Below are 13,905 nucleotides of genomic sequence, written 5' to 3'. Positions count from 1 at the left end.
GGCGGTCCGCGCACACGTGAACATCGACGTGAACATGTGCGCCGGCACCTCCGCGAAGTCGAGCACGATCGCCGCCCCGACGGCACGTACGCCCTCGACGGGGTCGCACTCGACATCGGGCTCGGCGAGATCGTCGGTGTCGCCGGCGTCGAGGGCAACGGGCAGAGCGAGCTGATGGCCGTCCTCGGTGGCTCCCGTACGCCGCAGCGCGGCCGGGTGGAGATCGGCGGCCGGGATCTGACCGGGGCCGGGCCCGCGGCCCGAACCCGCGCGGGGCTCGGCGTGGTGCCCGAGGACCGGCACCACGAGGGCTGCGTCCCGCAGCTGTCCGTCGCGGAGAACCTGCACCTCGGGCGCCTGGGCCGGTTCCGCAGGCTGGGCTTCCTCCTGGACCGGGGCGCCCTCGCGCGGGCCACGGCCGAGGTTCTGTCCGACCATGCCGTCCACGCCGCCGGGCCCGAAGCGCCGATGGCGTCGCTGTCCGGCGGGAACCAGCAGAAGGTCGTCCTGGCCCGGGAGCTGGCGCTCGATCCGCTGGTCTGTCTCGCCGCGGCGCAGCCCACGCGAGGTCTCGACATCGGCGCGGTGGACGCGGTGCACAGCCGGATCCGCGACGCCGCCGGACGCGGTGCGGGCGTACTCGTCGTCTCCGCCGAACTCGACGAGTTGCTGGCGCTGTGCGACCGCGTCCTCATCGCCTACCGAGGCCGCCTCCTGGGCCCCGTCGACCCGAGCGACCCCGCCGCGCGGGAGCGGATCGGGGAGCTGATGGTGGGCGCCGACGCGAGCGGCGCAGGTGCCCGGGCGGGAGTCTGACGCCACGCGGTACGAGGGGACGGGGCGGCCGGTCGATTCCGCCGTCCCGTGGATCGACGCACGTCCGCCGCGGCAGTGATCCGCAGGTCCCTCACACGCACCGCACCCCGCCGACCCTCCCTCCGCCCACACGCGCCGCCCCCTTCGCCGCGCCACCGCCACCGGCCCAGCCGGACCCCGACCCGCCCAAGGACCGCCATGCCCCTGTCCGCCACCGCCACGCCACCACCCCCGGCGGCCCCTCCGCCCTCCGCCGCCCGCACCGGTCCCGGCCGTGACGCCGCCCGGCTGCGCGGCCTGGCCCGGCACCCCGTGTCCGTCGCCGCGTACGCCGGATTCTTCGCCGTCGGTGTGGGCCTCGTGCTCGTCGTGGGCGCGGGCGCCGACCCGGCCGTCGCCTGGGCCGCGCTCAACGAGGGCATGTTCGGTTCGGCGTACGCCGTCGGCAGCTCCCTCAACTCCGCCGCCGTGCTCGCCCTCATCGCCACCGGGTTCACCGTCGCGCACCGCGCCGGACTCGTGAACGTCGGCGGCGAGGGCCAGTTGTGCGCGGGCGGCGTCGCGGCCGCCGCCACCGGGCTCGCCCTTCCCGCGGGCACACCGGGCCCCCTCGGGGTGCCGCTGGTCCTCGCGGCCGGGTTCCTCGCCGGGGCCGGATGGGCGGGTATCGCCGCATGGTTCAAGGTGCGGCGCGGCACCAGCGAAGTGATCACCACGCTGCTGCTGAACTTCGTGGGCATCGGCATGGTCGCCGTCGCCGTGCACGAAGAGGCGCTGCTGCGGCAGCCCGTCACCTCCTCCGAGACGCTGCCGCAGTCGGCTCCGCTGCCGGCCGGCGCCCAACTGCCCCTGATCGGCGGCGCCGAGTCACCCGCGACGGCCGTCGTCGTCATCGCCGCCGTCCTCGCCGTGGCCACGGGCATCGTGCTCCGGCACACCGCCGTCGGACTGCGTCTGACCGCCGTCGGGCACTCGCCCGCCGCGTCGGCCCGGCTCGGGCTGCCCGTGGGCCGGCTCGAAGGCGGCGGCCTCGCCTTCGCGGGCGGCCTCGCAGGCGTCGCGGGCGCCTCCCTCGTCGCCACCGCCCCGTACGTCCTCGCCGAACACTTCTCCTCCGGCTACGGCTTCTCCGGCCTCGTCGTCGGCCTGCTCGCCCGCGGCTCGTTCACCGCCGTCGCCGCCGCGAGTCTCCTCTTCGGCTTCCTCACCAGCGGCGGCATCAACCTCCAACTCGCGGCCCAGGTACCCGCGTCGACCGTACAGATCGTGCAGAGCGTGCTCGTCCTGTTCGTCGCCGCCGCCATGCTGATCACCCACCGTCGCCCCGGGAGCACGTCATGAGCGCCGTCGTCGACGAACTTGCCTCCGGCGGCGTCCGGATGGCGCTGCCGCTGCTGCTCGCATCCTCCGGTGAACTCCTCAGCGAACGCGCGGGAGTGCTGAACCTGTCCGTCGAAGGCATGATGCTCACCGGCGCCTTCGCGGGCGCCGCCGGAGCGTACGCCTCCGGCAGCGCGGGCATCGGCGTGCTGACCGCGCTCGGCGCGGGACTCCTCTTCGCCGCGCTCCAGGCACTGCTCAGCGTCACCCTGCGTGCCGATCAGATCGTCACGGGCATTACTGCCAACGCCCTCGCGCTCGGCGTCACGACGTACGGATCCCGGCTGCTGTTCGGCGACGACGCGCGGGAGAACGCGCTGCCCGGCTTCGACCCGCTGCCCGTCCCCGGCCTGCACCGCATCCCCGTTCTCGGCCCGGCCCTGTTCGAGCAGACCCTGCTCGGATACGCGGCGCTCGCCGTCACCGCCGTGCTGGCCTTCGCGTTGAGCCGTCGCACGACATGGGGGCTCGCCGTCGACGCGGTGGGCGAGGACGCCGCCACCGCCGACCGCTGCGGACTGCCCGTCCGTACGGTCCGGTACGCGACCGTGCTCCTCACCGGCGTCACCTCCGCCCTCGCGGGTGCCCAGCTCGCCCTGGCCGAGGTGCACGCCTTCAGCGACAACATCACCGGCGGTATCGGCTACCTCGCGGTCGTCGCCGTGATCGCGGGCCGCTGGCGCGCCTGGCCGACCCTTCTCGCCTGCCTCGTCTTCGGGCTCGCCCAGTCCCTCCAGTTCGCGGCGCCGGCGCTCGGCCTGCACCTGTCCGCGCCGCTCCTGACCACCCTGCCGTACGTCTTCGCCCTCCTCGCCGTGAGCGGACTGGTGGGCCGCAGCCGCGCCCCGTCCGGGCTCACCACCCCCTTCGTGCGCGGCAGTTGACCCGCACACCCCACCCGCACCCGTACCTCATCGAGGAGACCCCGCACGATGACCCTGATCCTCACCCGCTCCACCATCCGCGCCCTGCTGGCCGACCGGGCCGAGGCGGTGGAGGCGGCCGTGGCGCGCGCCCACCGCGACCTCGCACGCGGCCGGGCCGTGTTGCCCGCGCCGCCCGCCATGCGCCTCCCTGACGGCGACGGCGCGTTCGTCGCGATGGCGGCCGCCTCGGCCACCGACCGGCTCGCCACCGTGAAGCTCCTCGCCGACCTCCCCGGCAACCCTGCGGCAGGGCTGCCCGTGCAGCGGTCCACCGTGCTCGCGATGGACGCCGGCACCGGCGCCTGCGCGGCACTTCTGGACGGCGCCGAACTCACCCGCGTCCGCACCGCGGCCGCCACCGCCGTCGCCACCCGCGCCCTCGCCCGCGTCGACGCGACGACCCTCGGTCTCATCGGCACAGGACCCCTCGCCCGCGCGCACGCTCGCGCCCTGCTCCCCGGCCGCCCCTACGGGCAGGTCGTCCTGTGGGGTCGCACCCCGGAGCGTGCCCACGGCCTGGCGGCCTGGATCACCGCCGAACTCGGGCTCCCCGCAAAGGTGTTGGACGATCCGCGCGCCGTGACCGAGGCGGCCGACGTGTTGTGCACTCTCACCCCGTCCCGCGAACCGGTGGTCCGCGGCGCCTGGCTCCGCCCGGGGCAGCACATCAACGCGGTCGGCGCCCCGCCCCGGCCCGACCATCGCGAACTCGACACCGAGGCCGTCGTCCGCTGCCGCGTCGTCGTCGACGCCTATGACACGGCACGGGCCAAGTCCGGTGAGGTCCTCGTCCCGCTCGCCGAAGGGGCCGTGCGCGAGGACGACTTCCGCGTCGAACTCGGCGACGTCCTCACCGGCCGCGCCCCGGGCCGCACCTCCGACACGGATCTGACGCTGTTCAACTCGGTGGGCGTGGGCCTTCAGGACCTGGCCGTCGCGCGCATGCTGATCGACCTGGCGGGGGAGCGGGGGGCGGGCGTCCCGGTCGACCTGGGATCGTGACCGGCAGTCCCGGTCACCCGCCGGGCAATAATGAGTCACATGACGGACATGATGCGCCCCAACACGACTACGTCGGAACGGAGTTCGGTGGTCGTCGTCGGTGCGGGCCCCGCCGGCCTCACCGTCGGGAACATCCTGCGCGCCGCGGGCGTCGACTGCGTGGTCCTTGAGTGCGAGAGCCGTACGTTCATCGAGCGGCGGCCACGGGCGGGCGTCATCGAGGAGTGGGCGGTGCGCGCCCTCGACCGGCGTGGTCTGGCCGCGCGGCTGCTCAAGCACGCGGAGCGGCACACGGCGTGCGAGTTCCGCTTCGCGGGCGAGCGGCACCGCTTCGGCTACACCGAACTGACCGGGCACCACCACTTCGTCTACCCCCAGCCGCTGCTCGTGACCGACCTGGTGCGCGAGTACGCCGATGTACGCGGCGGGGACATCCGCTTCGGTGTCCGCGACGTACGCCTCCATGACCTGGAGGGCGAGCGCCCCTCGGTCTCGTACACCTGCGGCGACACCGGCCAACGGCGGGTGCTGCACTGCGAGTTCGTCGTGGGGTGTGACGGGGCCCGCGGGGTGACGCGCGAGGCGATCCCCGCCGGCCGGGTCCGTGTCGCGCGGCACGACTACGGCATCGGCTGGCTGGCGCTGCTCGCCCAGGCGCCGCCGTCGGCGGACCGCGTCCTGTTCGGCATGCACGAGGAGGGCTTCGCCGGGCAGATGCCGCGCAGCCCCGAGGTCACCCGCTACTACCTGCAGTGCCCGCCCGGCGACGACCCGGAGGGCTGGTCGCACGAACGGGTGTGGACCCAGCTGCGCCGACGCCTCGCCGCCGAGGGCGCCGCGCCGTTGGCCGAGGGCGAGTTGATCGAGAAGCGCGTCCTCGACATGCACGACTACGTCACCGAACCCATGACGTACGGGCGGCTCTTCCTGGCCGGGGACGCGGCCCACCTGGTCGCCCCCATCGCGGCCAAGGGCCTCAACCTCGCGCTGCACGACGCGTTCCTTCTTGCGGACGCGCTCGTGGCGCACGCGGCGGGCGACAGCAGTGGCCTGGAGGGGTACGGAGAGGCCTGTCTGCGGCGCGTATGGGACTACCAGGAGTTCTCGCAGTGGCTGTCGGAGGTCTACCACGGCGCCTCGGCCGGCGACCCGTTCCGCACGGGGACGACGCTGGCCCGGCTGCGCCGCCTGTTCACGTCGCGGGCGGCGGCGACGGCGTTCGCGGAGCAGTATCTGGGGGCGGCCGAAGGGTACTGAGAGGAGCGCGGCGCCACCGACGACAACTGTCGGGTGGGCGCCGCGCCCGTACTGCGCCCGGCTCTCAGCCGGCCCGCAGGGCGCCGTCGAGGAGCGGCAGCAGCCGGTCCCAGTGGCGCTTGAGGGCGTCCGCGTCGAAGGCGGAGGTGTCGGCCATCGTGAAGCCGTGGACGCTGCCGGGGTAGAGCTCGATGGAGTGCTCGACCCCGGCGGCCTCGAAGGACTTGTCGAGCTCGGTGACGGCCTCGGGGGACAGGTCGCCCTCGGCGAGGCCCAGGTGCACGCGCGCGGCGATCTTGTCGGCCGAGAGGTGCGCGCTGTCGGGGGCGTCGGTGACGAGCATGCCGGGGTGGAATCCCGCGACGGCGCCGACCCGGTCGGGGCGGGCCGCGGCGGTGCGCAGGGCCAGGGCGGCGCCCATGCAGTAGCCGGTCGTGCCGATGGGGCCCTCGGCGACCTCGGGCTGGGCGGAGAGGAAGTCGACGTAGGCGTCGGCGTCGCTCAGGGCGCGCTCGGCGGTGTGCTCCTGGAGCAGCGGCATCAGCTTGCCGAAGATCTCCGGCCGGTTCTCCTCGCTGATGTGCGCGGGAAGCTCGACGACGGGCGAGGCCCCGCGCCGGTAGTAGACGTTGGGCACGAGCACGTAGTAGCCGTGCCCGGCCAGCTCCCGGGCCAGCTCCTCGATCACGGGCCGCACGCCGAAGGCGTCCATGTAGAGCAGTACGCCCGGATGCCGCGCGCCGTCGTCAGGGAAGGCGACGAAGGCGTCGGCCCGGCCGTCCGGGGTGGGTATCTGCACTGTCTTGCTGGTGGCGATGGCGGATCATCCTTCCTGGAACAACTGATATCAGTGCACAGTACAGTTGCCCGCTGTGGAGGCCCTCCGCGCGGGTCCTTCAGTGGCTGTGCCGCTTGCTCGCCCAGAACACGGCGCGGGCCGCTCTTATCCGCTCGGCCTGGCGACCGGGGTCGAGGGCCGACTTCAGGGCGGTGCGCAGGAGGTCGGGGGCGACCAGCGTGCCGCTGCCGTCCGGCGGGGTGCGCCACAGGAACGAGTGGTGGCGCACACCCGTGATGCCGTCGGCGTCCGGGGAAGGCATGGACAGGCCCTCGCCCGCGGTGAGCATCCGCACGTCCTCCGTCTCGGGCCAGGCCGGGGCGCCCGCCACGTCGGGGCGCGTGAGGATGTAGAACACCGGGCGCGGCTTGGCGTGCTCCTCGAGCACCGGCACGGCGTCCGCCTCCTCGCCCAGCTCCCACAGCACCGTCAGACCGAGCGGCTGCTGGACGCGCAAGGCGTCCCAGTCGCGACCCGCCGGAAGTCTCGCCAGATACGGCGACTGCTCCCATGCGGCATATGCCTCGCTCGGCTTTCGGTGACAGGAGGCCAACCACTGCGCTCCGTCCATTGGGTGACCATACGTCAACTGCCCTGTCTGGTCAGCGGATTCATCAATCCGACGGAGCCGTTGGGTGAGGTTTTGGCCATGACTTCCATGATGGGGCTGGACTTCGCTGGTGGCACATGCCGGAACGTGAAGGGCCGGCGGGCGGTCGATTCAGGCCGGGGACACCAGCCACGCCGCCGTGTCCTGCGGCAGCGCGCCCGCCGTGAGGGGGCCGCTGGTGAGGAGGGGAGGGCCGGTGAGGCCGAGGGCGGAGAGGGGGAGCGGCTGCTCGGCCAGGTTCACCACGCACACCAAGTTCCCGCGACGAAAGGCGAGATGGGACGCGCCGGGCGCGGAGAGCCACCGCGGGGGCGCCGCGGGATCCGGCGCCGGATGGGTGTGGCGCAGCCGCAGCGCCCGCCGGTACAGGGCGAGCGTCGAGCCCGGGTCCGCCTGCTGCGCGGCCACCGTGAGCGGCGCCCAGTCGTCGGGCTGGGGCAGCCAGGCCGCCTCGGGCGCCGCACTGCTGAACCCGTACGGCGCGGCCGTGCCGGACCAGGGCAGCGGGACACGCGCGCCGTCGCGGCCCCGCTCGGTGCACCCGGAGCGTTCCCACAGCGGGTCGAGGATGCGGTCGTCGGGCACGAACGCCTGCGGAAGGCCCAGCTCCTCGCCCTGGTAGAGGTACACGGATCCGGGCAGCGCCAGCATCAGCAGCGCCGCCGCACGGGCGCGCGCCAGGGAACCGTGCCGAGTGACGGGCCGGGGCGCGTCATGGCTGGAAAGCAGCCAGGTCACCGCGGAGCCGGGCACCGCGAAGGAGCCGTCGATCACCTCGCGCAGTTCCTTCGCGTCCCAGGAGGCCTCCAGGAAGGCGAAGTTGAAGGCCTGGTGCATCTCGTCCGGGCGGATGTAGCGGCCGAGCCTGGCCGGGTCGAAGACCGCCGACTCCGCGACCATCACCCGGTCCTCGGGCCGCACCGCACCCGGCGGCGCGGGGTGGGTGTCGAGCAGGGTGCGCCACTCGCGGTAGAGCGGGTGCAGCTCCTCCTGGTCGTAATAGGGCATGAGGTGGTTGCGCAACGGGTCGGTGTGCTGCCCCGGGCCCGCGTCGGGCAGGCCCTCCGCCTTGAACAGGGCGTGCGCCACGTCCACGCGGAAGCCGTCCACGCCCCGGTCGAGCCAGTGCCGCAGCACGTCGGCGAAGGCGTCGCGCACCTTCGGGCTGCGCCAGTTGAGGTCGGGCTGCTCGGCGGCGTGCAGATGGCAGTACCACTCGCCGTCCGCGACCCGCGTCCAGGCGGGCCCGCCGAACGCCGACTGCCAGTCGTTGGGCGGCAGTTCACCGCCCGCGCCCCGGCCCGGCCGGAACAGATACCTCTCCCGCTCGACCGAACCGGGCCCGCCGGCCAGCGCCTCCAGGAACCAGGGGTGTTGGTCGGAGGTGTGGTTCGGGACGAGGTCGACGATGAACTTCAGGCCCAGTTGGTGGGCACGGGCGGTGAGCGCGTCGACGTCGGCGGTCGTCCCCAGGTCCGGGGCGACGCCGGTGTAGTCGGCGATGTCGTAGCCGCCGTCGGCCAGCGGCGAGGGATAGAACGGCGTGCACCACACCGCGTCCGCGCCCAGGTCCTTGATGTGTTCGAGGCGTTCGGTCAGCCCGGGAAGGTCCCCGACACCGTCGCCGTTCGAGTCGGCGAAGGCCCGCGGGTACACCTCGTAGCAGACCATGTCCTGCCACCAGCTCATGCGGAGGACCCTTCCGAAGCCCACGGGAACGTGGGGATGACCGGCTGTTCGCGGCCCGTCGCGGCGGCGACCGTGGCCGCCTCGGCGACCGCCACCGCGCCGAAGCCGCTGAGGGCGTCCGCCGCCGGAGGCGTGCCCTCGCGCACCGCCCGTACGAGGTCGGCCATCGCGGCGCGCACGCTCTGCGCGTACACATACGGCTTGCGGGCCTCGCCGCCGAGGTCGATGACGGCGTGCACGTGGTGCGGGGCGGTGCGCCGCTCGCCGCGCCCGCGGGCGGGTCCGGCAGGTCCCGCGTCGCGCTCGACATGGACCGTGAGCTGCTCGTCGCCGTGCGGCCGGAAGCCGTCGACCGCCAGCAACGGGCCGAGCTGGAGCGGCAGTTGCTCCCAGCGGCGGGCGCCCGCCTCGTCGGTCCACGCCGAGATCTCCGCGTAGGCGGGGATCCAGCCGGTGATCCGCGTCTCCTCGAACCCGTGGTCCAGGCGCATGAGTTGCCGCTCCGCGCGGTGCGCGTGGGTGAAGGAGTGCAGGTGGGAGGCGAGGACGCCGCCGGGGTGCACGACATCCGCGCTCACCATGTCGACCGGTCCTCCGGGCCGCGCCACCGCCGTGGCCCGCACGCTCACCGGGTCCGAGCCGAGCAGCGCCCGCGCCGCGTCGAAGAAGTGCACGCCGTGCTCGACGAAGATGCCACCGGAATGCGCCGGGTCCCAGAACCAGTGGTCGGGGCCGAGGTCCTCGTCGGCAGCGTCGTTCTCGAACAGGAACCGGCGGACGGGCGAGAGCAGCTCCCGCTCCGTCAGCCGCTGCACCGCCCGCAGCAGCGGGTTGTAGCGCAGCACGTGGTCCACGACGAGGACGCGACCGGCGCGGCGCGCCTCGTCGGCGACGGCCGCCGCGTCCTCGGTCGTGGTGGCGAGGGGCTTCTCGCAGAAGACATGGCGCCCCGCACGCAGCGCCTTGGTGGCCATCGCGGCATGGGTGGCGGGCGGCGTCGCGATCAGCACGGCCGCCACGTCCTCCCGTTCCAGGAGCTCGTCGAGCGAGCCAAGCGCCGGCACGCCGTGCCGCTCGGCGAGCGCGGCGGCCCGCTCGCGCGAGGGGTCGGCGACCGCCGCGAGGCGCAGGCCGGGCAGCCCGGCGATCGCGTCCAGAACGAACTCCGCGAAGCCGCCGCAGCCGACCAGGCCGATACCGAGCGGTGTGTGCGGGGCGCCCGCGGTCATGCGGTGCGCTCCAGGAGGGCCACGCCGATGTGCGCGTCGGCCATGCCGTAGAAGACGTACAGCTCGCCGTCGATCTCCTCGATCGCCGTCGGGAAGACGACGTTCGGCACCGTGCCGGAGATCTCCTCCTCGGTCTCCGGCGCCATCAGCGGGGCGTCCGAGCGGGCGAGGATCTTCGACGGGTCGGCCGGGTCGAGGATCATCGCGCCCGCCGCGTACGACACCTTCTGGTTCTGCGCCCACGGGTCCTCGATGGAGCCGGAGACACCGTGGTGGATGAGCAGCCAGCCCTCGGGCACCCGGATCGGGGCCGGGCCGCCGCCGATCTTCAGCGACTCCCACTCGTACGCGGACAGCGCGACCAGCGTGTGCTGCCGCGGGCGGACCAGGGCGCGGATGTCGGCCTCGACCTCGGCGACCGGCACGTACGAGATCCAGATGCCGGGCCGCTCGTCGGTGACACCGGCCGGCAGGTGCACGCCCTCGCCCTCGCGGAACCAGCCGAGGTCCCACATCGGGCGGTGCAGCATCGCGTACGACATCGTGCCGTCCGGGGCCGGGACCGGCTCCGGGAAGTGGACGACGTCCTTGTTCGGGAAGAGGTTGAGGTCGGTGTCCAGGTCGGCCTGGTACGCGAACTGGATGGGGCCGAGGCGCGTCCAGTCGGCGAGGTTCTCGGACACGGCGAGCGCCGGCTTCGGGCCGAGCGGGCCGTAGGCGACGTAGGACATGACGTGCTTGCCGAGCGAGGGGACCCAGGTGATGCGGGGGTCCTCGACCCCGGCGTTGTTCTTGCCGCGCTCCCAGCCCTCGTCGGGGGAGAGGACGACGCCGCGGCGCTCGACGCCGTTCGGGACACCCTGCTCGTCGAAGATGACCTCGGCGAGGCCGACACGGGAGACGTTGCCCTCCGAGACCAGGCGGGGCAGCAGGTGCAGCGTGCCGTCGGGGGTGCGGCCCGCGGCCGGGTTCAGGACGCCCTCGACCTCGTTCGCCTCGCCGGCCAGGGGGGACATGACGACGCCCTTGCGCACCATGCGGTACGGGATGGCCGTGGAGTTGTCGGTGTTGCTCATGTGCGGATTCAGCCCTTGGTTGCGGAGTCGATGTCGGTGGAGGTGAAGTGGCGCTGGAACACGAGGAACAGGACCACCGCGGGGACGGCCAGCACACACGCGCCGGCCAGCAGGGCGCCGGCCGGGTTGGCGACCGTGCCCTGAAGGTTGGACAGGAAGCTCGCCAGGGAGACGGCGAGCGGCTGCATGTCGGCGTTCTTGGTGACGAGGAACGGCCACAGGAACTCGTTCCACGGCCCGATGAACGTCAGGAGCAGCGCGGTCAGGATGGCCGGCTTGGCCATCGGCAGCGCGATCCGCCACAGGATCCGCAGCTCGCTCGCGCCGTCGATGCGCGCCGCCTCGAAGAGGGACTGCGGCATCTGCGAGAAGAACTGCCGGAACAGGAAGACGGCCGTGGAGTTGATCGCGAACGGCAGGATCATGCCGAAGTAGTTGTCGCCGAGCCCGTAGTCGCGGACCACGAGCACGTACAGCGGCAGCGTGAGCAGCTGGAACGGGACCATCTGCACCAGGAGCAGCGCGCCGAACACCGCGCCCTTGCCGCGGAACTTCAGCACCGCGAGCGCGTACCCGGCGAGCACCCCGAAGACGAGCGTGCAGACCAGGACGCCGATCGTCATGATCCCGGAGTTCAGCAGCGAACGGGCCAGCGAGATCGTGCTGTTGATGGCCGCGTAATTGGCGCCGGTAAGGCCGGAGGGGACGGCCGCCGACAGATCGCCGGCCGTGACCTTCCGCAGCGAGCCGACGACCATGTAGTAGAAGGGGAAGAGGAAGACGACCGCGCCGAGCGACAGCAGCACGTAGCGCGGGGCCTTGCCGGCGAAGCGGCGGGGCGCCGACGGGGTGGTGGCACTCATGTCAGTTGCCCCTCTCGGTGAGCTTGCGGGCGGCGAGCGAGACGACCATGACGAAGGCGATGAGGACGACGCCGAGCGCGGCCGCGACATCGGGGTGACCCTGCTCGATGCCCTTCTGGTACATGAGCAGCACCGGCGACGTGGACGCGTGGTCAGGACCGCCGCCCCCGGTCAGCAGGTAGGGCTCGCTGAACATGTTGGCGCCGGTGATGATCGCGTAGATGACGACCAGCGTCGTCGCGGGACGCACGCCAGGCACGGTCACCGAGAAGAACTGCCGCACCTTGCCCGCGCCGTCCATGGCGGACGCCTCGTACAGCTCCTTGCCGACGTTCTGCAGCGCTGCCAGGTACAGCATCACGAAGAAGCCGAGCTGCTTCCAGGTCACGAAGACGGCGATCATCGGCATCGCGAGATGCGAGTTGACCAGCCACGACGGGTCCGGGGCGTGCGAGCCGAGCAGATGGTTGACGAAGCCGTCCTGGCCGAACAGGAACTGCCATACGGCGACGAGCGCGACGCTCGCCGTCACGTACGGGAGGTAGAACGCGGCGCGGAAGAACGCCCGCCCGCGTATCTTCGCGTTCAGCGCGGCGGCCAGGACCAGCGAGAGGCCCACGGTCAGCGGCACGTTGATGACCAGGAAGATCGCGATGTTCAGGAACGCCTGGCCGACCACCGGGTCGGTGAACACGTCCTTGTAGTTGGACAGGCCCACCCACGGCGCGTCGACATCCGTGCCGGGAGCCGTGAAGTAGAAGCGGTGGAAGGACATCCACACCGTGTAGACCAGCGGGATCGCGAAGACCACGAGCAGGAACAGCACGTACGGCGACACGAACAGCGCGCCGACGCGCGAGCGGAAGCGGGAGTGATCGCGGGAGTGGAGGGTCGCGCTCATGACTGGTCCCCGTACTCGTTCAGCAGGTCGGTGATCTCGGACGAGGCGTTGCGCAGGCCCGCTCGCGTCGACTCGCGGCCGAAGATGACCGATTTCGTCCACTCGTCGCGGAAGGCCTGCCAGATGTCGACCGAACCCGGGACGTTCGGCACCTCGACGACGCGCTCCGCCTGGTCGGCGAAGGCCTTGTACGTGGGGTGCTCGGCGAAGTAGCCGGCGTAGCGCGCCGTCAGGTCCTCGCGCATCGGCATCTGGCCGGTCGTTTCGAGGAACTTCCCGTCCTGCGCGCTCGACGTCGCGAACTTCAGCAGGTCCCAGGCCGTGGCCCGGTTCTTGCACGCGCTGAACATCGCCACCGACTTCTCGTCGCTGAACGAGTGCTTGCCGGCGCCGCCGTCGGCCGTCGGCACCGGCGCGACACCGATGTCCACGCTGTTCTTGTACGCGGAGACCGCCCACGGCCCGACGGTGGCCATCGCGGACTTCCCGTCGTTCAGCGCGTCGCCCGGGTACGCCTCCTGCGGCGCCAGCTTCTGCGCGTAGAGCTTGCGCCAGAACGCGGCGACCTGGCGGCCCGCCGGTGAGTCGAACGCCGGCTTGCCGTCCTCGATCAGCTGCTTGCCGCCGCTCTGCGCGGCGAACGCGGGATAGAAGTCGTACCAGGGCTGGAAGAAGTCACTGGACGGCGACGGCCAGATCGCGGCCTTCGCGGCGCCGCTGTGCACCAGCGTCCGGGAGGTCTCCAGGAACTCCTTGTACGTGGCGAGCCTGGGATGCTCGGGATCGAGGCCGGCCTTCTTGAACAGCTTCTTGTTGTAGAGGATCATCACCGGGTTGCTCTTCCAGGGCAGTTGGTAGAACTTGCCGTCCGGCGACTTGTACTGGTCGGCGAGGGCGCCGCTGCGCTCGGTGACGTACGACGTGCCACCGGGGAAGTCGTCGAGCGGCACGAGCCCGTTCTGCTTCTGGAAGGTCGGCACCGCCGCGGGCGAGGTATTGAAGGCCAGACAGGCCGTCGTGCCCGCGATGATCGAGGCGCTGATCGCCTCCTCGGACGTCTTGCCCGCAGGGATCTGCTGGGCGGTGACGTGCTGATCGGGATGGCGCTCGTTCCACGCGGCCACCATCTGCTTGCCCCACTGCACCTCTTGGGCGTTGTTGGACAGCCAGACCGTGATCGGTCCGCGCGCGTCGGCGGCGACGGTCGCGTCGGGGGCGGCCCGGCCGCAGGCCGTCGCCGTTCCCGCGAGCGCGAGCACGACCAGCGCGGACGCCGTTCTCCTCAGCATGATGATCTCCGAACTGTTCACGCGCGGCC

General features: G+C 72.5%; 12 protein-coding genes and 1 pseudogene. 5 read left to right on the top strand and 8 right to left on the bottom strand.

Going from position 1 to position 13,905, the window contains the following annotated elements:
* Window positions 1-105: 105 nt before the first annotated feature.
* The 5 genes and pseudogenes from OKJ99_RS10105 to OKJ99_RS10085 all read left to right on the top strand — a co-directional run.
* A pseudogene (locus OKJ99_RS10105) lies at window positions 106-816 on the top strand (ATP-binding cassette domain-containing protein); the annotation flags it as partial.
* Between the two features lie 198 nt (window positions 817-1,014).
* Window positions 1,015-2,157: an ABC transporter permease gene (locus OKJ99_RS10100; protein WP_326015530.1), complete on the top strand. Its 1,143-nt coding sequence runs from the start codon at window positions 1,015-1,017 to the stop codon at window positions 2,155-2,157.
* Window positions 2,154-3,080: an ABC transporter permease gene (locus OKJ99_RS10095; RefSeq protein WP_326015529.1), complete on the top strand. Its 927-nt coding sequence runs from the start codon at window positions 2,154-2,156 to the stop codon at window positions 3,078-3,080. Before OKJ99_RS10100 ends, OKJ99_RS10095 begins: the two co-directional genes overlap by 4 nt.
* A 48-nt stretch (window positions 3,081-3,128) precedes the next feature.
* Window positions 3,129-4,124 carry an ornithine cyclodeaminase family protein gene (locus tag OKJ99_RS10090; RefSeq protein WP_326015528.1) on the top strand — a complete coding sequence of 332 codons (996 nt, stop codon included), beginning with the start codon at window positions 3,129-3,131 and terminating at the stop codon, window positions 4,122-4,124.
* 39 nt (window positions 4,125-4,163) lie between these two features.
* Entirely contained in the window at window positions 4,164-5,381 is a 1,218-nt protein-coding gene (locus OKJ99_RS10085; protein ID WP_326015527.1) for a 4-hydroxybenzoate 3-monooxygenase, read from the top strand.
* 64 nt (window positions 5,382-5,445) lie between these two features.
* Here OKJ99_RS10085 and OKJ99_RS10080 read toward each other — a convergent pair whose 3' ends face one another.
* The 8 genes from OKJ99_RS10080 to OKJ99_RS10045 all read right to left on the bottom strand — a co-directional run bounded on the left by OKJ99_RS10080 (window position 5,446) and on the right by OKJ99_RS10045 (window position 13,876).
* Window positions 5,446-6,180, bottom strand: coding sequence for a dienelactone hydrolase family protein (locus OKJ99_RS10080; protein ID WP_326015526.1), 735 nt, complete (start codon window positions 6,178-6,180; stop codon window positions 5,446-5,448).
* Window positions 6,181-6,277: 97 nt separating this feature from the next.
* Complete coding sequence (locus tag OKJ99_RS10075) at window positions 6,278-6,790, bottom strand: hypothetical protein (protein WP_326015525.1); 513 nt, start codon at window positions 6,788-6,790, stop codon at window positions 6,278-6,280.
* A gap of 150 nt (window positions 6,791-6,940) precedes the next feature.
* The gene (locus OKJ99_RS10070; protein ID WP_326015524.1) at window positions 6,941-8,518 is read right to left on the bottom strand and encodes a glycoside hydrolase family 13 protein; all 1,578 of its coding nucleotides are present in this window, start codon (window positions 8,516-8,518) and stop codon (window positions 6,941-6,943) included.
* The gene (locus OKJ99_RS10065; RefSeq protein ID WP_326015523.1) at window positions 8,515-9,747 is read right to left on the bottom strand and encodes a Gfo/Idh/MocA family protein; all 1,233 of its coding nucleotides are present in this window, start codon (window positions 9,745-9,747) and stop codon (window positions 8,515-8,517) included. Before OKJ99_RS10065 ends, OKJ99_RS10070 begins: the two co-directional genes overlap by 4 nt.
* The gene (locus OKJ99_RS10060) at window positions 9,744-10,823 is read right to left on the bottom strand and encodes a glycoside hydrolase family 130 protein (protein ID WP_326015522.1); all 1,080 of its coding nucleotides are present in this window, start codon (window positions 10,821-10,823) and stop codon (window positions 9,744-9,746) included. The genes OKJ99_RS10065 and OKJ99_RS10060 overlap by 4 nt, the downstream gene beginning before the upstream one ends.
* An 8-nt stretch (window positions 10,824-10,831) precedes the next feature.
* Window positions 10,832-11,686: a carbohydrate ABC transporter permease gene (locus tag OKJ99_RS10055; RefSeq protein WP_326015521.1), complete on the bottom strand. Its 855-nt coding sequence runs from the start codon at window positions 11,684-11,686 to the stop codon at window positions 10,832-10,834.
* Between the two features lies 1 nt (window position 11,687).
* Window positions 11,688-12,587 (bottom strand): carbohydrate ABC transporter permease, encoded by a 900-nt coding sequence (locus OKJ99_RS10050; RefSeq protein ID WP_326015520.1) that lies wholly within the window; start codon window positions 12,585-12,587, stop codon window positions 11,688-11,690.
* Window positions 12,584-13,876, bottom strand: a complete 1,293-nt coding sequence (locus OKJ99_RS10045) for an extracellular solute-binding protein (protein WP_326015519.1) — start codon at window positions 13,874-13,876, stop codon at window positions 12,584-12,586. The genes OKJ99_RS10050 and OKJ99_RS10045 overlap by 4 nt, the downstream gene beginning before the upstream one ends.
* Window positions 13,877-13,905: the final 29 nt, after the last annotated feature.

The organism is Streptomyces endophyticus (genome assembly GCF_035798155.1).
Lineage (GTDB): Bacteria > Actinomycetota > Actinomycetes > Streptomycetales > Streptomycetaceae > Streptomyces > Streptomyces endophyticus.
This window is presented reverse-complemented; position numbering and strand designations above follow the sequence as displayed.